The sequence below is a fragment of the Allochromatium palmeri genome, assembly GCF_009720725.1.
GTDB classification, from domain to species: domain Bacteria; phylum Pseudomonadota; class Gammaproteobacteria; order Chromatiales; family Chromatiaceae; genus Thermochromatium; species Thermochromatium palmeri.
Window position 1 is genome coordinate 11985 of the sequence record NZ_WNKT01000034.1, and the last position, 22120, is coordinate 34104.

Below are 22120 nucleotides of genomic sequence, written 5' to 3' on the forward strand. Positions count from 1 at the left end.
TTCCTTTAAGTGTAAGGCGTCTGGTGTCAGCGCCGACCACGCCGGGCAGCGGGCGGTTCCCATGCCTCCAGCTCGTCGCGCGACAGTTCCAACTGGCGCAGTTCTTCGAGCAGGAAGCCTTCGTAGTAGTCGCCCAGGCGTTCGCCGAGTTCGGGGTCGAGGGCGTTGTGCCACTGTTTGAGCCAGGGGATCAGTTCGTCGAGGGCGACCAGCAGGGGCTTGAGCCGTTCGGCGTCCCAGCCGTCCTGTTCCTTGCGCTCCAGGGTCCAGGTGGCGATGGCTTGGGCGCGTTGCAGGTGATCGAGTCCGGCCCAGCCGATGACGAGGGTGGCGTCGCCGGGGCGCTCGCCGCCGGGCAGGCTGAAGAAGCGTTCTTTGGGGACGTCGAGTTTGCCGCGCAGGCTCCAGTAGCTGGGTTTGCGGAAGTCGGCGGCGGCGTATTTGGGCGGGAGCGGGATGTCGCCGATGTGTTCGGCTTTGAGCGCGCGGGCGTGTTCGGCGGTGAGGAAGTGGGGGTCGGCGGGGTCGAGTGCGGTGCGGGCGTCGATGGCGTCTTCGGCGCGCTGCTTGTCCCAGGTTTCCTGCCAGGCGCGGAATTTGGGCATGGCTTTGGGTTTGTAGCGGGCAGCGGCCATTTGCGGCACCTGATCGCTTTCGACCAGTTCGGCGACGAGGGTGCGGGCATCGAAGGTGTCGGTGCCGGTGTAGAGGGCGGCGATCTGTTGGAAGGCGGCGTTGTGACGGGCGCGCTCGGCGAGTTGGGCGACGGTCATCAACTCGGGGGCGTGGCAGTAGGTTTCCAAATGATCCAGCAACCATTCCCGCATCCATCGCGGGAACTGGATCTCGTCGGTCAGATCGCGCTCGTCGTAGGCACCAGCCGATCGGAACCAGCGACGCTTATATTCAGGTCTTTCGATGAGTGCGATCGAATGGTTTTCCTTGATGAGTCGCAAGCGGGCTACCGACTTCGCGTTAGATGGCGTCTCATCCAGGCAGCGGTAGAGCCTCGAATCCTTGTCCAAAGGAGTCATTTCGTCCACCGCAGTTTCATGGATCATTGAAGCGCCGGCATCGGAACGGATAATGAGTCCGTAAAGCTCATAACACAGCCAGTCCAGCTCTTCCTGCCAGCGCACCATCTTCTTTCGGGTGTTATTGCGTTCCTGAATCACCCGACTCATCTCCTCCTTGAGTGATTTGCCTTCCTGCAAAGCTGCTTCGCAAAACTTGGAGAACGAGAAACTCGTTAAAGCGTTCCCAGATTTATCCAGAGCTGCAACCAACAAGATGATTTTTCGTCGATCATCGTCGGATAGATCCGGAATAGGAAACAACTTGAGCTTGGTTCCGTCGAACTCGAATCGGAACTTCTCCGGATCATCCTGAAGGATTCCCTTGTCGCTTGTCGCTCCCTTGTTGTGAAACACCTGCTTCATCCAGAAACAGGCGGTCGAGCTGTTGAGCAGGCCCAGCAGCGCCAGATGATCGTCCTCGCTCGCCCCGGCTGGGAGCTTGATGACCGGCGCGGACTGTTTGAAGACCTTGCCGCCCCGGTCGAGGACGAAATGATTGTGGGTGGCGACGAAGGCGAAGGTGATGGAGAGAGGGATTTTGTAGCGCTTATCAAAGAACATCGAATACTCAAACCATTGAAGACCACGCTCCAACTGGTTCAAGCCATAAGCTACCCGCTGAGACAACTGCTGCTTGAGCGGCCACAAATATCGACTTACCGAATTATCAGCCTGCGCATTTAAGGTGTGCGGATGGTAAGGCCATATCCCACAAACAGGATTGTCGAGTGACCAATCTCGAATGCGCTCGCCTTCAACCAATGGGAGGATCTGTTCAGCAGGAATCCCAAAGCGCAAGCACACTTTTCCACCAACCAAGTAGGCTTCGTCCTCACGTGTCACCGCGCCGAACCCAATTTCAGTAGCGTAATCAAATAGCGTCTTTTCAGCACCTGCCTCGACCAGCAATTTGAGGTCAGAGGCACCGCCGCCCCCGACACTCCACGGATGCTTGGAATACAACCCCCGCTCCTGATCCACCACACTGACAAAGGCGCTCTCACTTCCCGGCCGCTCCAACAACTCCATGATCGACCGCCACACCAACCCCTGCGCTGCATCCTCCGGCGTGCTCGGCTCCCCGCGAATCCCCAACACCGCCCGCAACCGCTCGGCCTGTGGCATCCGATTACGCCCAAACACAATCACCGTCGGCGTCCCATGCCCCGGAATGTAAGCCCCCGAAGTATCGATCACATGCGTCAGATCCTTGCGCGGCAAATACCCCTCGATCAGCTTCTTGCCGAACTCGCGCTTCATAAAGCTGTTGGCGGTAATCATGCCCACGAACCCAGCCGGACGATTGCCCTCCGCCGGCACCGTCAGATCGAAAAACCGCTCAGTAAAGGGCACCCCAAGCGAATACTGACGATGACAGGTCGGATACTTATCCCGAATCGCCTGATTCAGCGCCTTGTCCTTGACGGTGATATAGGGCGGATTGCCGACCACGACCTGATAACGCTGCCCAAGAATGCGTTCCAGCCTGTCCCGATCCTCCACCTCGAACACATGATCAAGCGCATCATCCAGCAGATCGCGCTGAATGCCCTGCCCCTGCGACTCATGCCGCCGCCCGTGCAACAGCGAATCGCCCACAGCCAGATTGAAATGAAAGTCCGGCGCCTCCTTCAACCGATCGCTCCCCGCCGCCTTCATCGCCGCAATCAGCAACCGGAAACGCGCAATCGCAATCGCATACGGATTGATGTCCACCCCATGAATCGCATCGAGCGCCCGCTGCGCCAGCGCACGCGCGTTCGTCGCCGGCTCGCGCTTCTGCCAGTCGTCGAACAACCGCTCGAAGCCCGTCAACAGAAAATGCCCCGACCCACAAGTCGGATCGATCAGCTTCAGCCCCGGCAGACCGAAGGCCGCCTTCGCCGGCTCCAACGTATAGTCGAGGATGAAACGCTCGACGAACTCAGGCGTCTGCAACAACGCATAACGCTTGCGCACGCTCTCCGAAAGATCCTGATAGAGATCGCCGAGAAAGCGGGTATCCCACTCCGGATCGGTGAAATCGTGCACAATCTCCCCGGTCTCAGGATCGAGCCGCTGAAAGAAATCGATCAACGCCTTCGCACCGTCCGCCGACAGCGGCAGTTGCCAGAGCGGATTGTGGGCGCGATCCAGCAACTCAGCCATCGCCGGCAGATGCGCCAGCTCACCGAAGACCGCCAGCAGATAGTCACGCTCAGCCTCCGTCGGATGCTCGGAGAAATAGACCGTCATCCGATCCTTGGCCTGTTGCAGCGCGCCTTGATCCGAGCGGCGCCCCGCCCCCGCCGTCGGCCCGGAAATGAACGGCGCCTCCAGCAACCGGTTGTCCTCCAGAAAGCGGACGAACACGCCGGTCAGCACCCAGGCCGCCGCCGCCTGAGTGATCTGAGCCTCGCGCCAGACGACAAAATGCTCGGCGGTGCGATTGGCGGCCTGCGCCTTGGCGTACTCGGCCCTGAGATGGCTCTCCAGCTCCGGTCGGGCCTGGCAATAGGTCAGGATGTCCTGCTCCAGCTTGGGCAGCAGGGATTGGAGGTCGGCGAGCAGGCGTTGGGGATGGATCATCGGGTCTCGTTAATCCTTGTGCGGTCACAGGTGCGTGGGGACGTATCTTTGGAGTGGCCGACTCAGCCATCCCAGTCGCGCAAATGCCGAATGCACGGCAGCCCCTTGGCCTTGCGATGGTAGCGCTCGTCCGCCGTAACAAGGCAGGCCCCCGACTCCAGGGCCACCGCGTGATACAGCGTGTCGAAGAGATGATGCCCAAGATCAATGGCGAGCGTACAGGCGCGTGTCAGCACCTCGACATCGCTGCGAACCGGAAGCGTCATGGCCTCCAGCAGCGCCAGATCCCGCTGGGCACGCTCCGGCGTCTCGCGCGCCATGACCGCCGCGACCTCGATCAGCCAGTGCGGCGGCTGCACAACACTCAGATCACCGCGAGCGACGGCCGCCATGAGCGCGGTCGCCTGCTCGGTATCGGCCTCGCGCTCGGGATCCTGGAACAGCCACTTGATGATGACGCTGGCGTCAATGACCAGAATCATGGGCGGCCCGATTCGCGGGCCGCACGGGCCATCGCATCGGTCAATGCCGGCCGCTCGGCGCGTGCGGCGGTGAGCTGCTTGAAGGCCGCTTGCCGCCGTCGCTGCTGATCGGCTTCGGCAATGGCCTGTTGCATCAGCCGAGCGATCACGGCGCTCTTGTTCTGACCCGAAAATTCGCGATTGAAGGCGTCCCGGATGTCGTCCGGGATGCTGAAGTTCATGGTCGCCATAGCGGGATATTAATTGTTGAAAACTTCGACAATATTAGTCGGCAGAGCCTTGCCGGACAAGGGAAGGATTTACCCAAGCGCTCGGAATCCGAGCAAACTCCCGACTGCCCGCGCCGCTCGGCACACTGACTCCATCGATGAAGGCCGCCGCAGTGGCCGTCTCGTTGGCGAGCAGCAGAAACAGGGCCTGTGTCTGCGGGTCATCCTCCAACTGCCGGCGCAGTTCACCGAGCCAGGTGTCGACCAGACCATAGCGACCGATGAGTCCAGGATCGGTGAGCAGAACCGGGCGATCAGCCGCCCTGATTTCCTCGGCCATGGCCGGCAGAACCCGGCGCACCAGCCCCTGCAAACGCGACCAGTCGACACTGCCGGAGTCGGCGGCATCGGCCTTCAAGACGACCTGCCAGTTGGGCGGATTGGCCATGCCGTCGCACAGACGGTGCAGATGGCGCAGCAGTAGCGCATCGAAACTGACCACCTGCAACGCGAAGGTCTCGGCGAGATGCTGCTGCGCCCGCTGCCACAGCCGGGGCCTGACCGAAAGGGCCAGGAAACGCCCGGCATCGAGGGCGTTGCGGACGCGCTGCTCGAACGCCTTCAGCTCGCGCGCCAGCGAGTCATCCCCGACTTCATGCCGGGTGTAGTGAACGCTGGTCCGGGTGGCGGCGAGGGTGGAGCTGCCGTCGCCCAGCGCACCGGCCCGTGGCAGACAGTAGGCCCCGCGCTTGCCGCCATGCTCGACTTGGGGATCCCAGATGAACCCCAGCTCAAGGCGGTTCAGCAGGGCGTCGAGCTGCGGCCGCCCGGGAAGCGGCAACGCCTCGGGATAGCGGCCCTGGATGCGGTCCTGCACCTCGGCCACTGAGAGCCTGGGCGTACCGAGCAAGGCCCCCTGGGCCAGCTCAAGACTGCGCTCGGCGGGCATCCCCTTGGGGTAGAACTCCGCACGGCTGGAGAGCGCCGCCCCCTGCGAGGCGGCGACGGCCAGACGCAGCAATCGATGGTTGCTGAGACCGGCGAAGGAGTCCGGGGCCGGGAGCGCGCGGATACGCTCCAGGGCGCGCAGCGGCGACAGCAGCGGCTGTTGCTCGGCGCATTCGTCCGCGAGCTGGCCGAGCGCCTCGGCATAGTCCGCCAGCGCCTCGCCCAACCCCTGAGTGTCGTCGGCAATGAGCATGCGCTTACCGCACCGGCGCAGAATCCAGCGCGACTCCTGACGGGCTAGCTCAGTCTCGATCGCGGCCCGCACCACGGCCTGCGCCCAGCGATCGCGAATCGGCGAGGGCTGGACCGAGCCGCGACGCAGCAGGATGGCCTCCCCCAGCTCGACGGCCGTCATGACGCCGCCCTGCTCTGCGAGGAGCTTGGCGACATCCTGGCGTAATTGGGTGATGAATCGGTTCTTGCCCCACTGCGCCAGAACGCGCGCCAGCAGATCGCGTGCGGCGGCGGACTCGATACCGATCTCGGCACCGAGGGTGATCAGGGTGGGCCAATGGACGTTGTCCGCCGCTCGGGCGCCGGCGGCGTCGAGACGGCCCAGGTATTCGGTGAGGAAGCGGTAGCGATCCTGGTCGGCGGCCTTGGTCGGGGGCGGGCGGAGGCGGCGCATCAGTTGGTCGACGCTGATGAGCAGGCCCTCGCCCTCGATCGGAGCGGATGAGATCGCATCGCGGCCGGTCCGGCTGGACTCTGGAGGCGCAAGACGCGCCTGTAGGCGCGCGATCACCTCCGAGAGTTCGCGCCGGGTTTGGGTGCCGACACCCGTCATGCGGACCAGCTCGTTGCGCGGCAGACGGATGAGTTCGCCGACGCTGTTGATGTGGAGCCGGCTCAGGGTATCCAGTGCCTGGGCGGAGAGCGGGAGCAGGCCGATCTGAGTGTCGAGCCGGGCCTCGCCGATCGGGCAGGGTTGCACAGCGACGCCTTCGCCAGGGTGCTGGGTCGTCTTCCGTTTGGCTTGGTCGAAAGGCTGACGCCAGGCGCGGCGCATGTCCTCGGCATTGCCGAAGCGCGCCTTGACGTCCCGGGCGAGCGCCGTGCGGAAAAACCCGGCCAGGCCATCACGCACGCTCGGGTCGAAGACGGCGGGATCGATCTCCAGGGCGCCTTCGATCAGGGGCGGCAGCCCCTCCCCGTCCGCCCAGGTCGGCAGCCGGCCGGTCGCCATCTCGTAGAGCGTCAGGGCGGCGGAGAAGCGCTCGGCGTAGTCGTCCCAGCGCCGGCGGCCTGGGTCGCGGATGAAGGGGTCCATGTAGGCCAGGGTGCCGGCGGTGAAATTCTCAGCACCGAGGCTCGCCAGCGAGAAGTCGAAGAGCACCAGATGCAACTGCCGGCCCTGTTTCATCAGGCCGATGTTCTCCGGTTTGATGTCGCGGTGCGAGAGACCCTTTTCCTCCAGATGGCAGAGGGCGCTCAGGAGGTCGTCGCCGAAGCGTTCCAATAGCTCGAACTGAATGGGACCGAGCTTGCGCAGACGCTCAGCGAGCGTGCCCTCGGCGGCATAGTCGAGGATGAGGCCGGTGTGACCGAGAAAATCGTGGGTCTCGTGGTAGGCGATGACGGCCTGATGGCGCAGCTTCTTCAGTGTCTCGGCCTCCTGGCGCAGGCGCTGGTTGTGCTCAGGACTGGCGGCCAGTTTGAGCACGCGCTCCTGCCCGCGCTGCTCGACGACGAAGGCCACCGAGCTGGCCCCGCGCCCCAGGCGCTTGGTCACCCGGATGCCGCCTTCAAAGGTGTCGCCGGCGCGCGCGGCGGCGGGATCGACACGGCGCTCGCTGTCGGGACGGCTGAGCTCGTCCTCGACCAGGGTGAGGTACTCGATGAATTCAGCGACCGAACCGATGCGACTGCCGGTATCCGGATGGGTGGCGTATTGGATGAGGTCTTGCAGCTCGCGACCGGCGCCGTTGAGCGCATCGGTGATCTGCAAGCCCTTGCCGCGACTGAGCTTGTCTTGCAGTTCCAGACCGTTCGCGGCGGGCGGCTGGCCGGTGAAGAGCAGGTAGGCGATGGCGCCGAGCGAGAAGACGTCGAGATAGACGCTGTCGCTCGCGCCGGCGCTCAACGTCTCGGCGTGGGCCTCGAGCGCTAGATAGGGACCGGCCTCCTCCTGGAGGATGCAGCTCAGGTGGCTGAGCGCCGTCAGCGCCCGTGTTTCGCCATCGAACGCACGCCGCGCGGTGGCCCAGTTGGCGATCTTGACGGAAAGACCTCCATCACCGTCGTCGCGCACATAGAGGCTCTGCGGGCTCAGCGCGCGGTGATAGAGCCGTTTGCCATGGGCAAAGCGCACGGCTTCAGCGATCTGGCGCAGCAGCGTCAAAGCCGCCAGCGTCTCCAGCCGCTGGCCGGCGCCGAGTCCGATCAGGAAATGATCGAGACGCACGGCGGCGGGATCGTACTCGTAGACCAGGGCCGGCCCCTGGTCATGCTGCTGATAGTCCCGCGCCTGGAGGATGCCGGGATGCTCGATGCCTTCAAGGAGCCGAAACTCCAGTTTGGCGGCATTGCGCAGGGTTGCGGCCTCCTGCTCGGATTTGCCGTGGGTGAGATAGAGACGAATACGCCGCTGCACGCCGGTCTCGGAGTGGGTCGCGAGCCAGTCCTGGAAGTGATCCGCCTCGTCCAGCAGCGTATTGAGCGCGTAGAGTCCGACGCGCCGCGCACGCAGGGATTCCTTGATCCCGGCTTCCTCAAGGGCGCGCGCGACGGCCTTGGAGATCGGCCGGTCGAGCGGGCGATGCGTCCAGCCACTGTCGATGTGACAGAGCGCCTCCATGACGTTCTTGCGGGTACAGACCTGAAGGCGCGCCGGCCCCTGGAGCCTGTTGACGACGTTTTCGGCAGACAGGAAGACCAGCGTCTGGATGAACGGGAGACGCTCCTTCGCCTTCAGCGCCGAGCGCTGGCTCTCAAGCAGGGATTTGAGCTTCTTGGCCTTGCGATCGGCCAGCAGGCGCGGATTGTCGAAGACGCGACGGCGCCCCTCGCTGATCCAGACCCAGGCGCCGGCATCGCCGCTGATTTCGCCGGGGTGAGACTTGATCTCGACGAGGAAGAGTCCTTTGGGTGTCAGGACGAGGGCGTCGATCTCGTTGATGGAGCCGTCTTGTGCGATGAATTCGAAGTTGGCCCAGACACGGTAGGGCTCGTGATCGGGCAGCCGCTCTTTGAGAAAGGCCAGCGCCTCACGCTCCCAGGCGAAGTCCGAGGGGGTTATCTGCTTCCAGAGCTTATCCATATTTATGTACGCTGCGAGCGTCGTCAGGGCCAATGGATGAGCACAAAATACCGAATTTTTTCTGGTGACTTCAGACCATCGGCCCGGCATTGGCTCAAGCCCAAGATCGCGGACGAGACCACTTTCCGTCAAGAGGTGCTTACGGTCTGCCACACAGCCATTGGCAGTGACCTTTGGCTCACGCATGAGCCGCAAATCGATTTGTGGCTCATGGATCGCGTTTTATGAGCCACACATGAATTGTTTGGCACATCCTCGGAAAACGTGAACCCACGACAGCTCGCAGGGATGGCATCCAGGTCGGCTCACTCACGGCCGGGCGACATCGCCCGCACCATCCGCAGCACACCGCGCCCATAGGCGCGCGCCACGGCTGCATCCTTCCAATGATGGTAGCGCCCGACACCCAGCTACAGATCCCCCGGAGCCGAGGCGCACGTTGGGTCTCCAGGATCTGCGCCGTGCGCGCCACCGGGGCAGTCCCTTGAGGAAGGGCGGATAGCGCGGAATCTCAGGCTTCGGCCCGACCGAGGCCGGCGCACGGCGGTCGTCCCGGTTCGAGACACTGTCTGGCGGGGCGTGAAAGGCGGACCAGGCCGCCTGACAACGGGCGATCAAGCTCGACATGCGCAGGCACGGGCGCGACTGACAGCGGCGGCCAATCACACTCAGGCCGTAGCAGGCCTGAATACTACGACTCACGAGTGCGGTCTTCCTTGTGAACTGTTAGATTTTTTATTAAATTATCTAACAAGGAGGCTGCCATGAACACATCTCAAGCCATCCGCGAGCGCATTGCGGCTCAACCTGTTGGAGCACCTTTCACCCCGGCCCTATTTGCAGGGTTGGGGTCGCGTGCGTCCATTGATCAGACCCTGATGCGCCTGACCAAGGAAGGTCTCATCGAACGCCTCGGCCGTGGTCTCTACACCGTCCCCAAAACCAGCCGTTTTGGTCTGAAAATCATGCCCTCGCCAGAAACGGTGGCGCAGACAGTAGCGGCTACCGAAGGAGCCTCCATCGAAATGCACGGAGCCGAAGCCGCTCGTCGTTTTGGTTTCAGCACCCAGGTGCCGGCCCAGCCGGTCTTCTACACCACCGGCTCGTCTCACACCGTGCGGATGGGCAAGCTGCAGGTACGACTGCAGCACGTCGCGGCGCGCAAGCTAGCACTGGCCGGTCGTCCAGCGGGTCAGGCCTTGTCCGCACTCTGGTACCTCGGTCGTCGGCAAGTCACGCTGGCCACGTTCGAGCGTATTGCCGCCAAACTGCCGCCGAGCGAATTCGAGGCTTTACGTAGCGCCAAGTCCTTGATGCCGGCCTGGATGGTCGAAGCCCTTCGCCGGTATGAGGAAGGCACGGTGGCGCATGGCTGACATCCACCGCGAGCACTACTTCGACCTCCCCGTCAGCGATCAAGCCGATGTGCTCCAGAGCCTGGCGCCCGTGATGGGACGCCGGGCCGAGATCCTCGAAAAGGACATTTGGCTGTGCCAGGTGCTCGACATCCTGTTTCAGCTTCCATGCCGCAAGCCCATGGCGTTCAAGGGCGGCACCTCGCTGTCCAAGGTCTACAAGGCGATTGAGCGCTTCTCGGAAGACATCGACGTCACGGTCGACTACCGCAGCCTGGTAGCCGATGCACCTGAACTGGAATCCATCACCAGCAACAGCCGGCGCAGGCTGATTCCCGATCAGCCACTGCTGGACGCTTTACGCCAGGATTACCAAGCGATGCTGGCTGCACAGATGTTCTACGGCGACACCCTGGCATTCGAGACCATCGTGGCGCGCCTGCGGCAGCTGGAAGCTGAAATCAACAGCATTGGTCGCCGCTGAAGCGGCCTACCACGGCGGGGAGGAAAAGAAAGACATCTACGTCAGCGCGCCTGGAGGCGATTACCCCGACGATTCTCGCCCGATATGCTTTGGGAGACTGGGGCGATTTGGACGAGGAGGACTGCCAGCAACTACCAAGCCCTCAAGGACGGCTCTCGGCTGCTGAGCGCCTACCGGATTCACGATGACCTGAAGGTCTGGGTCATCACCGAGTGGGACCGCTCGGCAACGACGATTCTGCTGCCGGAGGACTACTGATTGCAGCCTTCAACGGTGTGCCGGATAATGTGCGGCCCGATTCAATCCGGGCTGCCGCTTCGGCCAAGTGTTCCGGTGCCAGATGCGCATACCGGAGCACCAAGTCATAGCTCGACCAGCCACCCATCGCCATCAAATCCTGCAACGATGTTCCGCCCTGAACATGCCAGCTCGCCCAGGTATGTCTTAGATCGTGCCAGCGGAAATCTTCGATCCCAGCGCACCCCGTCCCGAATGCACTCACGGCGCACCTGGAACTGTCCCCAAAGACAATAGATCTCGCCCTGATCGCGCGCCTCGTCCCAATGCAGCACGCGATCGATGGAGGCACAGAGCGCGCTCAGGACACGATCGCCCTGGAGATGACCGTAGGTGTCGTTGATGCGCTTGAAGTGATCGAGATCCAACAGGATCAGTGAGAGCGGATAAGCCGTGTCCTGAGCCCGCTGGATGGCGGTGTCCAGATACACATCGATCTTGAGCCGATTGGACAGGCCCGTGAGCTTGTCGGTCGTGGCGATGCGGGCGATCTCGGTGAGGGCTTGTTGCAGCTCCTGAGTCTTTTTGTTGACGAGGCGTTCGAGCACCTGATCTCGTGCGTGCGCCTGATCGTGGGCCGATCGATCACCGCGATGACCGCCCCTCGAAGCAGGCCAGTCCCGTACCCGTGGCGAAGGCTTCGCATGAGCTCATGTAGGAGACGCTGTTGTCGCGGTGGATGGCCACCACATGACGCCCGCCCTTGGCACAGGCCACGGCGACCAAGGCATCCGAATTCGAGCCAGTGCCGAGTGCGCGTGTGCGCTCGATGGCCTGACAGTCGTGCCCGGCACGGGTGATGACGACCTGGAAGGCTTGCTGGGCCAGCTGGGCGACCGCAGGCGATGCGGCTACGGTAAGAACCAGCGCCAGAAGCCAACCGCGCCCCTGTGACAGCGATGTATCGATCATTGCACAATCTCCTTGGCTTGCAGTGCCTCGCGCGTCAGGCGCTGACGCCATGACAGCGCCTGTTTGTCGGTCTGCAACGATGACAGAACCAGCGTACCGGTGAGGCCGCGTTCGACGAAGAGGCGCGCGATGTCCGGGTCTTCAGCGACAGCCGGATGCGACACCAGCAGCAGAGCCAACATCCAGAGGATGAACATGCGCCGAGCGATGCAGAATTCCATGAGCGTTCCAGGGTGGTCGGGGACAGAGATCATGGATGATAGCCTGAACCCGATCCCGCTCGTTATCCGTCAGGAGATTCGTCATGTCTATCGATCAGGAGGCTCTCGAACGCGCCCGCGCCGCCTGGACCTTTCGCGGCCAGCAGCGCCCCGCCTTTGCCCATGTCCCCGGCGCCGGACAGGAATCGGTCTGGGACTATCCGCGCCCGCCGCTGTATGTCCGCGATGCGCGCCTGATCGAGATCCACGCCGGCAACCGGTGTCTGGCCCGATCCGATGTCAGCATCCGGGTGCTGGAAACTGGCAGTCCGCCGAGCGTCTATCTGCCGTTCGACGCCTTCGATGCTTCCATGCTGCGCCCCTCGCCACGCCGCACCCTGTGCGAGTGGAAGGGTGAGGCGCACTATTGGCATGTCCAGGGCTCGGACGGACTCATCCGCGACGCGCTCTGGAGCTATCCCGACGCCGAGGGCGACGCGGCGGTAATCGCCGGCTGGCTGGCCGCCTATCCCGCGCGGCTGCGCTGTGTCGTCGCCGGCGAGACGGTCCGCCCGCAAGCCGGCGGCTACTATGGCGGCTGGATCACCGCCGAGATCGTCGGGCCCTTCAAGGGCGAGCCAGGGACTAGGCATTGGTAGGCAGCCGCCGTGACCACCAGGCCGCCAGCATGGCGCCGGACAGATTGTGCCAGACCGAGAACAGCGCCCCCGGCAGCGCGGCGGCCGCCGGAAAGGATTTGAGCGCCAAGGCCGCGGCCAGTCCCGAGTTCTGCATCCCGACCTCAATGGCCAGGGTCCGGGCGCGCACCGCGTCCTGTCCGAATGCCCGCGCGCCCCAATAGCCCAGCGTTAGCCCCAATCCATTGTGCAGCATCACCGCCACCACCAACCCCAGACCGACCGTGCCTAGACGCCCGGCATTGAGCGCGACGACAATGGCGATGATGACCAGGATCGCCAGCACCGACACGCTCGGCATCCAGGACTGGATCTGTCCGAGCCAACGCCCGGCGAAGCGATTGACCGCCACTCCGGCGATGACCGGCAGCAGCACCACCAGCGCGATGGACTTCAGCATCTCCCCCACCGGAACCGTCACCCAGGCGTCGGCATAGACCCAGGTCAGCCAGGGCGTGAGTACGACGGCCAGCAGGGTCGAGGCGGCGGTCAGACTGATCGAGAGCGCCACATCGCCGCGTGCCAGATAGCAGATGACGTTCGAGGCCGTGCCGCCGGGAGCGGCACCGACCAGCACCATCCCCACCAGCAGCTCGGGCGGGAGTGCCAGTGCGTGCGCGAGTGTCCAGCCGATCAGCGGCATCAGGCCGAATTGCAGACACACCCCCAGACCGATGAGCGCCGGTCGGCGGACAATGGCCCGGAAATCGGCCGGGCGCAGGGTAGCCCCCATCCCGAACATCACCACGCCCAGCAACGGCATCACTGCCGCGCGCCAGTTCGACAGGGTCTCAGGGGCGATAAAGCCGATGAGGCCCGCCAGCAACGCCCAGAGCGGGAACAGGCGGGTCAGGACGCTTCCCGTTGGCCCATCGACATGACCGTGATTCACAGCGCGCCCTCCCGAATCAGCACCGCTTGCAGGGCTTCGGCCAGGGCGCGATAACCGGCGCGGTTGAAATGAATCGGATCGGCCTTGTAGGCGGGCGTGCGCAACAGATCCGCGATTAGCGATTCGACGAAGACGAGCCGGTAGGTCTCGGCCAGTTCACGATACAAGGGCGCGACATCCGAGAACAGCGCCTTGCGCGGCACGCCGATCAGCACGACCGGGATGCCCTGGGCCTGCGCCTGTTCGATCATGGACGCCAGATTGGCCTGCGTCTGCGCGGGATCGAGGTTGCGCAGGATATCGTTGCCGCCTTCCAGCAACAGCACCAGATCCGGCTGTTCCTGTTCGATCAGCGCCTCGAAACGCGCACGGCCCTCCTCCGTCACCTCGCCGGACACCCCGGCATTGATGACGGTGCGCCCGCTCAGCCGGGCCAGCACGGCCGGATAGCTGTCATCCGGATCGGCCCCGACGCCTTGGGTGAGGCTGTCGCCGAAGGCGAGCAGTGTCCCATCGGGCGGAATCGGCGTCAGACGCGGCTCAGAGCAGCCGGCCAGCCCTACCGCCAACAGCAGGGCGATCAGGGCCGGGATCAGGGGCGTAAGTCTGGGATACAGGCGCATGGGAAATCTCCTCGATTCAGTGGTTGTCGCTCAGGCTGCTGCTCGATGACCTCGAATACCGACTCGCCGAAGGCGCGCACCAGGGTCTTGGCAAAGTGCGGCCCGATGCCCTTGACCATCCCCGATCCGAGATACTTTTCGATCCCGTCCAGGGTGCTGGGAGGGACGATCCGCAACTGCTGGGCCTTGAACTGCAAGCCGTACTGGCGATCCGTGATCCACTGGCCTTCGGCCTCCAGGTACTCCCCTGCCGTGACACTGGCCGCCGAGCCGACCACCGTCATCAGCTCACGCTCACCTTCACGCGCAGCACGCAAAAGCCGGTCTCGGCGCTGTGAAAGGTCACGCGCTCGACGGCGCCGGTCAGACGCTCGGGCGTGGGGGTGGCGGGCATCATCATGCTCGGGTGTCGCTGGAAATCAGTGTCAATGGTAGCCTGAAGTGTGCTGTGATCCGATCAACGGCATGAACGGACTCTATGAGCGGCTCGGACTGCCCCTGCGGCTCCGGTCGCCCCTTCGACGACTGCTGCGATCCCCATCTGTCCGGCCAGACCATCCCGCCAACGGCCGAGGCCCTGATGCGCTCGCGCTACAGCGCCTTTGCTACTGAGCAGGCCGACTATCTGCTCGCCACCTGGCATCCGACGACCCGCCCGGCCACGCTGACCCTGGAGCCGGGACTCCGCTGGCTCGGCCTCAAGATCCTGAGCACCGAGGCCGGGGTGCGGCTGATCAGGAGGGCTGGGTGACGTTTGTCGCCCGCTCCAAGTTCCAGGGCCGCGCCCAGCGCCGGGCGACGATATGGCCCGTTGAGACGCGGTTGCATCCGCGCAAGCCACGCCCAACTATGCTGACATGATCAAAGACATCGTCCGAGCCTTGCGCAACGTCTTCCAGGGCGGCTCCGTCGCCGCCCGTCAACCGCCCGCGACCGTGGAGCAGGTCGACCTCGATCGCCTTCTGGGAACCTGGTTCGAAGTGGCGAGGCTGCCCAATCTCGAGGCCGACGGTTTCGGTCAATTCTGCGTGGACGTCACTGCCACCTACACGAAGCGCCCCGACGGGCGCATCGGCGTTCGAACGGTCTCCTACAACGCCAAGGCGGGCCTGCGGCGCACCGAGGTGAACGGAAGGGTCCGGCCCGCGAACCCGGGCGGCTCGAAGCTGGTGCTGACGTTTTATCGTCTGATTCGGGGGGCGCTCTGGGTCATTGGGCTCGACCCTGAATACCGCTGGGTGCTGATGGGCACGCCGAGTCGACGGCGGCTGTGGCTGATTGCGCGCACGCCGCGTCTCGATCCCGCCGAGTATGATCGGGCGTTGGCGATCGCGGCGGCGCGGGGCTATGACGCGGCGCGCGTGAGACCAACGCCGCAGCGCGCCGCGAGATGAGCGCGACGTTAGGTCATGTGGCTCCGAGGTCCGGTCGGGTGCCGCCGTGAATCCACTCTCTCCACATGCGCTGACCGGTCTTCCCCATGACGTCATCCGGCTCTGGGTTCGCTCACCGGCTCTCGCGTCTGAGCATCAGACCCAGAAACCGCCAAACGGGCCTCACACGCCCTTCGGGCACCCTCGGCATGCCGTTCGGCCAATGCCGTCAACGTCGCCTCGTCGAGTACGCGCTGCGCCGTCTCGAACAGACGCGTCTCCTCGAAGCGGATGTGGTCGCTCAGGGTCTGCGCGAATGCGGCCAAGTCTCTGGGCTGGCCCTTGGCGACGAGGGTACGCAATTGGCGATGCTCCTGGAGCGTTTGCGCCACCAACTCCGATGCGCCGGCGTGCTCTAGGGCCGGAAGCAGGTTCTGCTCCTCGAGCTGAAAATGCGGCTCCAGCTCCTGGACGAAGGCTTCGCGCACCGCCCCCCAGGCGCGGGCCTGGTGCTCGGGACCAGTCGTGGCCTTCTCGCGGGCGCGTCGGGCCAAGACCAGACCGCGATGGTGATCGCTGGAGAGTTGACGCAGGGCAAAGACTCGCTGCATGAGAACGCTCCTCGTCTCGGCCAGTCCCGTGCCCGGACGCGGCACCAGCGCGTTCGATCCGGAATCCTGACAATCTTCTGAAGACACGCTGCCCCTCCCTCCACGTCCACGGCACACGACGACGGCAAGCATACACGAACATCCCTGCATCATCGCAACACTTACACGCCCTCGTGCTGAAACTTCTGGTTGCGCTCCAGCCATTCCACCAGCGCCACAGGCGAAACGCGGTGATGGGAGCCGATCAGAAAGGATTCGAGTGCGCCGGCCGTATCTGGACGGAGGAACGCCCGGTGAGGCTTGAAGCGCCCGCCCCGGCTCGCGATACTGCCACACCATCCGCCACACGGAGTCCGCCCGATGTCCAATGAACCCAACACCCGTGTCACCGTCGTCGACATCCAGATGCCGTTCTTGTCGATGGTCGTCTTCATGGTCAAGGCGGCCATCGCCTCAATCCCGGCCGTCTTCATCCTGACGGTCATCGCCTCGGTGTTCATGGCGATCCTGAGCGCCCTGTTCGGTTCAGGGATGCACTGACCGATGAAACCCGCCAAGGAACCCGTCGTGATCCCAAGATCGCCGACAAGCATTCGGGCTATCAGGTCGGCGGCACCTCGCCGTTCGGCACGCGCCGCGCGATGCCGGTCTACTGTGAGCAGGGCATCGCTGAACGGCCGCGCCTCTACATCAACGGCGGCAAGCGCGGCTACATCATTTCACTGGCCACGAGGGATCTGCTGCGCGTACTCCAGCCGACCCTGGTGGACATGGCCGTCTGACGCCCAGAAAACTGGAGGCTCTGGAGACCCGAATGAAACGAATCGGATGGATCATTGGTTTGGTTGCCCTGCTGCTCGCCCTCTGGATCGGTGCCGGCCCCTATCTTGCCGTGGCCGACATCGAGCGCGGGATCAACGACAAGGATTCCGAACGGCTCGCCGAGCGCGTCGACTTCCCGACCCTGCGCCAAAACCTCAAGGACCAGCTCAAGGTCACGATCCTCAAGAGCGCGGCCAAGGAACTGGAAGACAATCCGTTCGGGGCGCTAGCGACCGGACTGGCCACCACACTGGTCGATGGTCTCGTCGACGCCTTCATCACACCAGCCGGTCTGGCCAGTCTGATGGAAGGCAAACGTCCGTCCATCGGCTCCGCCCCGTCACGCGCGGCGTCCAGCCCGGTGCAAACGCCCGAGCCGGATCAGGCACAGACACAGGACCGCGACCTCTTCAAGAACGCCCGCCACAGCTACGATTCGCTGAGCCGTTTTTCGGTTTGGGTTCCAGGCAAGGATGGCCGGGAGACGCGCTTCGTGCTGCAACGCGATGGACTGTCCTGGAAGCTGGTCAACGTGATCCTGCCGCTCGATGAGACCTCCTGAGATGACCGACACACCCAACCCAGAATCCACCGTCGCGCCCGACGCCAAGCCCCAGAAGCCCTGGATCGAACTGGCCGCCCTCTATCCAGCCTGCTTCGACTGGCAGCAACCGCGCCCGCTCAAGATCGGGATTCGTGAGGATCTGCTGGCCGCCGGGCATGACCCAAAAATGATCCATCGCGCTCTGGCGAAATACTGCGCGCGCCGCCCCTATCTGAAGGTGACGCTGGCCGGAATGCCCCGCCTCGACCTCCAGGGCCAGCCGGTCGGCGCCGTAACCGAAGCCGAAGAGGCCGTGGCCAAGGCCAAGCTCGCCGGCACCTGGACACCACCGAACCGTCCGGCCTCCAATACAGCACCCGCCGGACAACCGGCCCCCGACCTCCCCATCGACGCCCCACTCAGCGAGGACAACATCGTGACCGGACGCCTGGAACTGACCCTGAAGTTCTCCGCCCTGCCCAAGCCGATGCCGGTCAAGAGCGGGATGAAGATCGGCGTCCAGACCGATTCGGCGCTGGTGGTGGCCACGCTGCCGCCGAAAGCCTGGAAGAAGCTGGAGAAGGCGCAAGCGGAGTGGCCGCAGTGGGTGGCGGCGCTCACGGGTAAGCTGGGGACGCGAGCCGGTGCCGATGGCGAGGCGGTGGTGGTGTTGGAGCAGCCGGCATTGCAGGTGTTCGAGAAGAAGGCGAAGCCGAATAATACACACATGGAGCCCTAATCCATGCAACCCTCTACGCTACCCCGTGGCATCCGCTACCGCTCGACACGCCACGCCTTCGGACTGCCGCTGGTGAGTCTGGCCATCGGTCCAGATCCCGAACAGGGCCAATGGCGCGGTCACGCGCGTGGTCTGCTGGCCATCGGTGATGTGGCCACGGGCTGGATCGCCCTGGGTGGACTCGCGCGGGGTGGTCTGGCGTTCGGCGGACTGGCCATGGGTGGGGTCGCCATCGGTGGCCTGGCGATCGGCGTGGTCAGCTTGGGCGGTCTCGCGCTCGGGGCACTGGCCCTGGGTGGCGCGGCCGTCGGACTGGTGGCCATCGGCGGGGCTGCCGTCGGATACTACGCCTATGGCGGTGCAGCTCAAGGCACAGCGGTCATCTCGGCCATGCAGCAGGACAGTGCCGCCGTGGCCTTCTTCGCGCAGTGGGCGCCATTCCTGCCGTTGCCCTGATGATTCGTGCCCCGCACTCGATGTCCACCGATGGGCACATCCTTGATTGACTGAGCCTATAGCCCGAGCGGCAAGCCCCAGAAGAATCCACCGAGCAGCGCGCCGATTGCCAGCACCGGCGGCACGAAACCCGTGCTCAAAGCTTGCCCCCAGAATGGCCGGCATCGGATCGCGGACGTCTGAAGCTGTCTCAAAGTCATCGCCAACTCCTGTGTCTTCGTAAATAGTGCCTGATTCATCCGCTCAAGGCCGCCAACCCGAATCACCCTGTTGCTCGCGCAGACGCTGCACATCGGCGAGGCAACGCCAGTGACAGGCCAGCCGACGATAGGCGCACAGCTGCTCGGGCTCCCGGCAATCTGTGGGATGCAGGCACAGGGCCTCGATATGGCACAAGATCGTCTCGGCCAGCGCGACCGAGCGCTCGCGCACATACTGATGGATGAGATCAGCGAGGCGTCGGCGCAGGTGCGAGGCTTCCAGGCGCGTGAGATCGTCGAGTTCCAGGTGGTGCGTCAGGGCGGACATAGCGTGTTTCTCCCGAGCTGAGCGGTTGATGAAACACCCAGCGTAGCGATCCGGTCTGGAGTGGCTGGCGGGGACATTTGATAACGATTCTTATTTTTATTAAAAGCTCATCCCCTGTCAATCGGTTTTCCGAACCCGGACAGTCAGCCGCTCGCGCGCTATCCTGAGCACCCGTCATCGCCACGAGGATCACCCCATGCCCACACTGCGCCTGCTGACCAACGTCGAGATCGCCCCCGAGTCCCGCCCGGAGCTGCTGGCCCGCGCCTCGCGCATGGTCGCCGACCTGCTCGGTAAGCCCGAATCCTATGTGATGGTGGTCCTGGAGGGTGGACGCGATCTGCTGTTTGCGGGGACAGCCGATCCGGCCGCCTATCTGGAACTCAAGAGCCTGGGCCTGCCCGAGTCGCGGACACCGGAGTTCTCACGCGCGCTCTGTGGTCTGCTCGCCGAGACCCTGGCCATCCCGCCGGAGCGCGTCTACATCGAGTTCGCCGCCCCACCCCGACATTTGTTCGGCTGGAACAACGCGACCTTTTGATGTGTTCGTGCTGTTCATATTGAAAACAATTGAAGTGCAATACAATGAAACTATCACAAATGATTATTGACCTGGCATCGGATTATATTGACCTTGGATCAACTATTGAAGAAAAACAAAACTATTTGAATGTAGTCTGCATCGCATGGAACATTTCACTTTTTTCAGAAAAAAACGCAAAAGACGCATTAGCTCATTTTTTGGATAACTACAAGAAAAACAACCCAAGTGAAAGCGAAGAAAATATTCAAAATATAAAACGCGACATGGAATTTCTTATGCAAAAAAAGAGGGAAATGTTTCCAAAACCAAAATCTCCAATCGAGTATGCGAAAATTACGGAAAATGATGTTGAATATAAAATCACCGTTGCATATTTGCCAAAGACAACCGCGGATCCAATAAGTGATTACTCTAATATCACCAAGCATTGAGTTGATTTGTGGTCATCCGTCACGCAATCGGCACACCGTCTCGTAGAGCAGGTAATCCAGTTCCGTCGGCTCGACCTTGGGGGCCGTGGGCGGAACCACGGACTCCAGGCGCGTCAGCTCGCGCGCGATGAAGGCATCCAGAATCGGGCTGTGTGCGCCGTGCTCGGCCTCGCCGACTGAGCGTTTGACGCGCAACAGGTCCGCGATGGCCGCGCGCAACGCCGGATCCGCGATCAGCGTCTCGACCAAGGTCTCGAAGCGCATCGGCGCCGGTCCGCGCCCCTGCTCGATCCACAGCGTCGCCAGCAGCGGACGCAGCACATAGAGGTACTTCTTCAGCCGCACCCGCTCACCGCCCAGATAGGCGCGGGCATTGCCCCGCGCCATGTGGATGTAATGATGAAACGCGCGCTCAGGCCGGTGCAGCCGTTGGGCGAGTTCGCGCAACCGCTCCAGAAAGACCGGCTCGGCCCGGTAGACGATGGGCGAATCGAGCCATTCGATCAGGGTGGCATTGCCCTTGTGCAGCAGCGCGAGCGCCTTGCGCAGTTCCCAGCCGTTGATGTCCAGGACATCACTGATCGGCTCCTCGATCACATCCCGCGCCGGATGAATACGCAGATACCAGGGCAACGGATGGACGTAGAGAAAGCGCACGTCGTAATCGCTGTCGGGCGAAGCAAAGCCCCAACCCCGGCTGCCGGACTCACAGGCGTAGAGGATCCGCACCGCATGCGCCGCCTCGATGTCGGTCAGCCGGTCGTCGATGTCGGCCTGGATAGCCGGGTCGATGGCCATTGGTCCGAACGTGCCGGACTCAGACCCGCCCGGAACGCTGCTCATCATTGACCGTCTCGATCTGATCGTTGAGCGTCCAGTAATCGTAGAGATAACCGACCAGGAACAGTCCACCGGTCAGCAGCCAGATCAGACCCGTGATCCACTTGCCCAGATAGAAGCGGTGGACACCGAACAGCCCGAGAAAGGTCAGCAGAATCCAGGTCAGGTCATAGTCCTTGACGCCTGGGGCATAGCGCCGATCCGCGCTCCGGCTCATCCCTGGAATCAGGAACAGGTCGATGATCTAGCCGATCAGGAACAGCCCGAGCGTCAGAAACCAGAGCGTGCCGGAGATCGGCCGGCCGTAGTAGAAGCGATGCGCCCCCATGAAGCCGAAGATCCACAGGATATAGCCCATCAGCGGCGAGTGGGTCGCGGCCTCGCGGTCGGGCATCGGTTACACCTTCACGGCCTTGAGCGGCGCGGGTTCAGTCGGCTTGGGTTCGGGTCGGATCTCGGGTGAGGACTCCGGCCTCGCGTCCGGCTTAGACTCCACCGACTTGCCCTTCAGGATCAGCTCGACCTCGCGCGCATGACCGGCCAGATGCACCGTCAGCGTCTCCAGGTCTTCATCAGGCAGGGTCGGCAACACTGAACCGGCGCGCAGCCAGTCGGCCAGCCGCTCAGCGTTCTCCAGAATCCGGTCATAGGCTTCGGCGGCCTTCTTGTCGGCGGTGCGCAAGCGTTCCACTCCCCGGCGGTCACGGACGATGTATTCGATCTCGATCATGGTGATCGCGTCTCTGTGTGGGTCTGAAGAGCAAGTATAACCCGCCGATTCGCCATACCCTGTCACGCGCCGCGCGCACCTGCCACAATCGATCCAGGTTCGGGATGACAGGCGCGCGCCCGATCCTATGGCGTGCGCCGCGCGTGCCGGCAGGGATTCAAGATCGGCCCGCTCCTGGCCGAGACACCTGCCGGTGCCGAGCGACTCTTCACCGCCCTCCGGTCCGATGTCGCGGGCAAGGAACCCGTGTTCCTCGACATTCCGGCCTGTCATCCGGCCGCCGTCGCGCTCGTCGAACGCCACGGCTGGCAGCCGGTGTTCGAGACCGCGCGCATGTATGCCGGTCCGGCACCGACGCTGGATCTGACGCGAATCTATGGCGTGACCAGTTTCGAGTTGGGCTGACGGGGAAACCTCCAGGCCATCACCATGACAGTGT

Annotated in this window: 29 protein-coding genes and 3 pseudogenes; 14 read left to right on the plus strand and 18 right to left on the minus strand. The window is 63.5% G+C overall.

All coding sequences use genetic code 11. From position 1 onward, the window contains the following. Positions 1–26: 26 nt before the first annotated feature. From GJ668_RS21280 to pglW, 5 genes and pseudogenes are all read right to left on the minus strand, one after another. Entirely contained in the window at positions 27–1061 is a 1035-nt protein-coding gene (locus tag GJ668_RS21280; RefSeq protein ID WP_425482493.1) for a DUF7008 domain-containing protein, read from the minus strand. Then, positions 1053–3644, minus strand: a pseudogene (gene pglX, locus GJ668_RS14075) (BREX-2 system adenine-specific DNA-methyltransferase PglX); the annotation flags it as partial. The pseudogene pglX and the gene GJ668_RS21280, both read right to left, overlap by 9 nt. A 62-nt stretch (positions 3645–3706) precedes the next feature. Continuing rightward, complete coding sequence (locus GJ668_RS14080) at positions 3707–4126, minus strand: type II toxin-antitoxin system VapC family toxin (protein WP_155450781.1); 420 nt, start codon at positions 4124–4126, stop codon at positions 3707–3709. Continuing rightward, positions 4123–4347: a hypothetical protein gene (locus GJ668_RS14085; RefSeq protein WP_246194881.1), complete on the minus strand. Its 225-nt coding sequence runs from the start codon at positions 4345–4347 to the stop codon at positions 4123–4125. Before GJ668_RS14085 ends, GJ668_RS14080 begins: the two co-directional genes overlap by 4 nt. A gap of 43 nt (positions 4348–4390) precedes the next feature. After that, entirely contained in the window at positions 4391–8602 is a 4212-nt protein-coding gene (gene pglW, locus GJ668_RS14090) for a BREX system serine/threonine kinase PglW (RefSeq protein WP_155450783.1), read from the minus strand. Positions 8603–9366: 764 nt separating this feature from the next. On the opposite strand from pglW, the gene GJ668_RS14095 reads away from it, so the two are divergent. The 3 genes from GJ668_RS14095 (at position 9367) to GJ668_RS14105 (ending at position 10699) form a co-directional block, all read left to right on the plus strand. Further along, positions 9367–9978 carry a DUF6088 family protein gene (locus GJ668_RS14095; protein WP_155450784.1) on the plus strand — a complete coding sequence of 204 codons (612 nt, stop codon included), beginning with the start codon at positions 9367–9369 and terminating at the stop codon, positions 9976–9978. Continuing rightward, positions 9971–10441, plus strand: coding sequence for a nucleotidyl transferase AbiEii/AbiGii toxin family protein (locus GJ668_RS14100; protein ID WP_246194882.1), 471 nt, complete (start codon positions 9971–9973; stop codon positions 10439–10441). Before GJ668_RS14095 ends, GJ668_RS14100 begins: the two co-directional genes overlap by 8 nt. A gap of 84 nt (positions 10442–10525) precedes the next feature. After that, positions 10526–10699: a hypothetical protein gene (locus GJ668_RS14105; RefSeq protein ID WP_222930796.1), complete on the plus strand. Its 174-nt coding sequence runs from the start codon at positions 10526–10528 to the stop codon at positions 10697–10699. On the opposite strand, the gene GJ668_RS14110 is transcribed toward GJ668_RS14105, so the two are convergent. Genes GJ668_RS14110 through GJ668_RS14125 form a run of 4 tightly spaced genes read right to left on the minus strand, consistent with a single transcriptional unit; the run spans position 10647 to position 11904 of the window. Further along, entirely contained in the window at positions 10647–10913 is a 267-nt protein-coding gene (locus GJ668_RS14110; protein WP_343032223.1) for a tyrosine-type recombinase/integrase, read from the minus strand. The genes GJ668_RS14105 and GJ668_RS14110 overlap by 53 nt on opposite strands. Continuing rightward, positions 10804–11286 (minus strand): diguanylate cyclase domain-containing protein, encoded by a 483-nt coding sequence (locus GJ668_RS21100; RefSeq protein WP_155450785.1) that lies wholly within the window; start codon positions 11284–11286, stop codon positions 10804–10806. The genes GJ668_RS14110 and GJ668_RS21100 overlap by 110 nt, the downstream gene beginning before the upstream one ends. A gap of 37 nt (positions 11287–11323) precedes the next feature. Continuing rightward, complete coding sequence (locus GJ668_RS14120) at positions 11324–11650, minus strand: hypothetical protein (RefSeq protein WP_155450786.1); 327 nt, start codon at positions 11648–11650, stop codon at positions 11324–11326. Continuing rightward, complete coding sequence (locus GJ668_RS14125; protein ID WP_155450787.1) at positions 11647–11904, minus strand: hypothetical protein; 258 nt, start codon at positions 11902–11904, stop codon at positions 11647–11649. Before GJ668_RS14125 ends, GJ668_RS14120 begins: the two co-directional genes overlap by 4 nt. Positions 11905–11954: 50 nt before the next feature. On the opposite strand from GJ668_RS14125, the gene GJ668_RS14130 reads away from it, so the two are divergent. Continuing rightward, positions 11955–12509, plus strand: a complete 555-nt coding sequence (locus tag GJ668_RS14130) for a DUF427 domain-containing protein (RefSeq protein WP_155450788.1) — start codon at positions 11955–11957, stop codon at positions 12507–12509. Here GJ668_RS14130 and GJ668_RS14135 read toward each other — a convergent pair. The 3 genes and pseudogenes from GJ668_RS14135 to GJ668_RS14145 form a co-directional block, all read right to left on the minus strand. Then, entirely contained in the window at positions 12496–13440 is a 945-nt protein-coding gene (locus GJ668_RS14135) for a bile acid:sodium symporter (protein ID WP_186343114.1), read from the minus strand. The two genes, GJ668_RS14130 and GJ668_RS14135, sit on opposite strands and share 14 nt — an antisense overlap. Then, a complete protein-coding gene (locus GJ668_RS14140) occupies positions 13437–14063 on the minus strand; it encodes an arylesterase (RefSeq protein WP_155450789.1) in 627 nt (208 codons plus the stop codon). The genes GJ668_RS14135 and GJ668_RS14140 overlap by 4 nt, the downstream gene beginning before the upstream one ends. A 26-nt stretch (positions 14064–14089) precedes the next feature. Then, a pseudogene (locus tag GJ668_RS14145) lies at positions 14090–14460 on the minus strand (YrrC family ATP-dependent DNA helicase); the annotation flags it as partial. Between the two features lie 81 nt (positions 14461–14541). On the opposite strand from GJ668_RS14145, the gene GJ668_RS14150 reads away from it, so the two are divergent. Further along, positions 14542–14814: a YchJ family protein gene (locus tag GJ668_RS14150; protein ID WP_246194883.1), complete on the plus strand. Its 273-nt coding sequence runs from the start codon at positions 14542–14544 to the stop codon at positions 14812–14814. Positions 14815–14920: 106 nt separating this feature from the next. After that, positions 14921–15457 (plus strand): lipocalin family protein, encoded by a 537-nt coding sequence (locus GJ668_RS14155; protein WP_155450790.1) that lies wholly within the window; start codon positions 14921–14923, stop codon positions 15455–15457. Between the two features lie 92 nt (positions 15458–15549). Here the strand turns inward: GJ668_RS14155 and GJ668_RS14160 are convergent, their stop codons facing one another. Beyond that, positions 15550–16134 carry a hemerythrin domain-containing protein gene (locus GJ668_RS14160; protein ID WP_343032222.1) on the minus strand — a complete coding sequence of 195 codons (585 nt, stop codon included), beginning with the start codon at positions 16132–16134 and terminating at the stop codon, positions 15550–15552. A gap of 273 nt (positions 16135–16407) precedes the next feature. On the opposite strand from GJ668_RS14160, the gene GJ668_RS14165 reads away from it, so the two are divergent. From GJ668_RS14165 to GJ668_RS14185, 5 genes are read left to right on the plus strand one after another with little or no spacing between them, the layout of a single operon-like run. Then, positions 16408–16587, plus strand: a complete 180-nt coding sequence (locus GJ668_RS14165) for a hypothetical protein (RefSeq protein ID WP_155450791.1) — start codon at positions 16408–16410, stop codon at positions 16585–16587. A 38-nt stretch (positions 16588–16625) separates the two neighbouring features. Then, positions 16626–16829 (plus strand): YbaK/EbsC family protein, encoded by a 204-nt coding sequence (locus tag GJ668_RS14170; protein WP_425482494.1) that lies wholly within the window; start codon positions 16626–16628, stop codon positions 16827–16829. A 32-nt stretch (positions 16830–16861) separates the two neighbouring features. Next, positions 16862–17431, plus strand: a complete 570-nt coding sequence (locus tag GJ668_RS14175) for a DUF2939 domain-containing protein (protein WP_155450792.1) — start codon at positions 16862–16864, stop codon at positions 17429–17431. Between the two features lies 1 nt (position 17432). Continuing rightward, positions 17433–18152, plus strand: a complete 720-nt coding sequence (locus GJ668_RS14180) for a ProQ/FINO family protein (RefSeq protein WP_155450793.1) — start codon at positions 17433–17435, stop codon at positions 18150–18152. 3 nt (positions 18153–18155) lie between these two features. Beyond that, entirely contained in the window at positions 18156–18608 is a 453-nt protein-coding gene (locus GJ668_RS14185) for a hypothetical protein (protein WP_155450794.1), read from the plus strand. Between the two features lie 243 nt (positions 18609–18851). Here the strand turns inward: GJ668_RS14185 and GJ668_RS14195 are convergent, their stop codons facing one another. After that, positions 18852–19136 (minus strand): ATP dependent RNA helicase, encoded by a 285-nt coding sequence (locus GJ668_RS14195; protein ID WP_155450796.1) that lies wholly within the window; start codon positions 19134–19136, stop codon positions 18852–18854. A gap of 196 nt (positions 19137–19332) precedes the next feature. On the opposite strand from GJ668_RS14195, the gene GJ668_RS14200 reads away from it, so the two are divergent. After that, a complete protein-coding gene (locus GJ668_RS14200) occupies positions 19333–19677 on the plus strand; it encodes a phenylpyruvate tautomerase MIF-related protein (protein WP_155450797.1) in 345 nt (114 codons plus the stop codon). 44 nt (positions 19678–19721) lie between these two features. Further along, positions 19722–20111, plus strand: a complete 390-nt coding sequence (locus GJ668_RS14205; protein WP_155450798.1) for a hypothetical protein — start codon at positions 19722–19724, stop codon at positions 20109–20111. A gap of 12 nt (positions 20112–20123) precedes the next feature. Here the strand turns inward: GJ668_RS14205 and GJ668_RS14210 are convergent, their stop codons facing one another. The 4 genes from GJ668_RS14210 to GJ668_RS14220 are packed head-to-tail and all read right to left on the minus strand — an operon-like array spanning position 20124 to position 21681. Then, positions 20124–20957, minus strand: a complete 834-nt coding sequence (locus tag GJ668_RS14210) for a nucleotidyltransferase domain-containing protein (protein ID WP_246194886.1) — start codon at positions 20955–20957, stop codon at positions 20124–20126. Then, a complete protein-coding gene (locus GJ668_RS20625) occupies positions 20929–21168 on the minus strand; it encodes a TM2 domain-containing protein (RefSeq protein ID WP_246194887.1) in 240 nt (79 codons plus the stop codon). The genes GJ668_RS14210 and GJ668_RS20625 overlap by 29 nt, the downstream gene beginning before the upstream one ends. Positions 21169–21195: 27 nt before the next feature. Continuing rightward, the gene (locus GJ668_RS20630; protein ID WP_246194889.1) at positions 21196–21345 is read right to left on the minus strand and encodes a TM2 domain-containing protein; all 150 of its coding nucleotides are present in this window, start codon (positions 21343–21345) and stop codon (positions 21196–21198) included. A gap of 3 nt (positions 21346–21348) precedes the next feature. Further along, positions 21349–21681: a YebG family protein gene (locus tag GJ668_RS14220; protein WP_155450799.1), complete on the minus strand. Its 333-nt coding sequence runs from the start codon at positions 21679–21681 to the stop codon at positions 21349–21351. A 129-nt stretch (positions 21682–21810) separates the two neighbouring features. Between GJ668_RS14220 and GJ668_RS14225 the strand changes: the two are divergent. Then, positions 21811–22086 (plus strand): annotated as a pseudogene (locus GJ668_RS14225) (GNAT family N-acetyltransferase); the annotation flags it as partial. Positions 22087–22120 lie beyond the last annotated feature (34 nt).

Excerpts from the sequence above, each read along its gene's own strand:
- GJ668_RS14180 (WP_155450793.1), top strand. The coding sequence starts at position 17,433 with ATGACCGACACACCCAACCCAGAATCCACCGTCGCGCCCGACGCCAAG.
- GJ668_RS14150 (WP_246194883.1), top strand. The coding sequence starts at position 14,542 with ATGAGCGGCTCGGACTGCCCCTGCGGCTCCGGTCGCCCCTTCGACGAC.
- GJ668_RS14155 (WP_155450790.1), top strand. The coding sequence starts at position 14,921 with ATGATCAAAGACATCGTCCGAGCCTTGCGCAACGTCTTCCAGGGCGGC.
- GJ668_RS14080 (WP_155450781.1), bottom strand. The coding sequence starts at position 4,126 with ATGATTCTGGTCATTGACGCCAGCGTCATCATCAAGTGGCTGTTCCAG.
- GJ668_RS14120 (WP_155450786.1), bottom strand. The coding sequence starts at position 11,650 with ATGATCGATACATCGCTGTCACAGGGGCGCGGTTGGCTTCTGGCGCTG.
- pglW (WP_155450783.1), bottom strand. The coding sequence starts at position 8,602 with ATGGATAAGCTCTGGAAGCAGATAACCCCCTCGGACTTCGCCTGGGAG.
- GJ668_RS14185 (WP_155450794.1), top strand. The coding sequence starts at position 18,156 with ATGCAACCCTCTACGCTACCCCGTGGCATCCGCTACCGCTCGACACGC.
- GJ668_RS14100 (WP_246194882.1), top strand. The coding sequence starts at position 9,971 with ATGGCTGACATCCACCGCGAGCACTACTTCGACCTCCCCGTCAGCGAT.
- GJ668_RS14195 (WP_155450796.1), bottom strand. The coding sequence starts at position 19,136 with ATGTCCGCCCTGACGCACCACCTGGAACTCGACGATCTCACGCGCCTG.
- GJ668_RS14085 (WP_246194881.1), bottom strand. The coding sequence starts at position 4,347 with ATGAACTTCAGCATCCCGGACGACATCCGGGACGCCTTCAATCGCGAA.
- GJ668_RS20630 (WP_246194889.1), bottom strand. The coding sequence starts at position 21,345 with ATGCCCGACCGCGAGGCCGCGACCCACTCGCCGCTGATGGGCTATATC.
- GJ668_RS14095 (WP_155450784.1), top strand. The coding sequence starts at position 9,367 with ATGAACACATCTCAAGCCATCCGCGAGCGCATTGCGGCTCAACCTGTT.
- GJ668_RS14205 (WP_155450798.1), top strand. The coding sequence starts at position 19,722 with ATGAAACTATCACAAATGATTATTGACCTGGCATCGGATTATATTGAC.
- GJ668_RS14125 (WP_155450787.1), bottom strand. The coding sequence starts at position 11,904 with ATGATCTCTGTCCCCGACCACCCTGGAACGCTCATGGAATTCTGCATC.
- GJ668_RS14130 (WP_155450788.1), top strand. The coding sequence starts at position 11,955 with ATGTCTATCGATCAGGAGGCTCTCGAACGCGCCCGCGCCGCCTGGACC.
- GJ668_RS20625 (WP_246194887.1), bottom strand. The coding sequence starts at position 21,168 with ATGAGCCGGAGCGCGGATCGGCGCTATGCCCCAGGCGTCAAGGACTAT.
- GJ668_RS14165 (WP_155450791.1), top strand. The coding sequence starts at position 16,408 with ATGTCCAATGAACCCAACACCCGTGTCACCGTCGTCGACATCCAGATG.
- GJ668_RS14140 (WP_155450789.1), bottom strand. The coding sequence starts at position 14,063 with ATGCGCCTGTATCCCAGACTTACGCCCCTGATCCCGGCCCTGATCGCC.
- GJ668_RS14175 (WP_155450792.1), top strand. The coding sequence starts at position 16,862 with ATGAAACGAATCGGATGGATCATTGGTTTGGTTGCCCTGCTGCTCGCC.
- GJ668_RS14210 (WP_246194886.1), bottom strand. The coding sequence starts at position 20,957 with ATGATGAGCAGCGTTCCGGGCGGGTCTGAGTCCGGCACGTTCGGACCA.
- GJ668_RS14220 (WP_155450799.1), bottom strand. The coding sequence starts at position 21,681 with ATGATCGAGATCGAATACATCGTCCGTGACCGCCGGGGAGTGGAACGC.
- GJ668_RS14200 (WP_155450797.1), top strand. The coding sequence starts at position 19,333 with ATGCCCACACTGCGCCTGCTGACCAACGTCGAGATCGCCCCCGAGTCC.
- GJ668_RS21280 (WP_425482493.1), bottom strand. The coding sequence starts at position 1,061 with ATGATCCATGAAACTGCGGTGGACGAAATGACTCCTTTGGACAAGGAT.
- GJ668_RS14105 (WP_222930796.1), top strand. The coding sequence starts at position 10,526 with ATGCTTTGGGAGACTGGGGCGATTTGGACGAGGAGGACTGCCAGCAAC.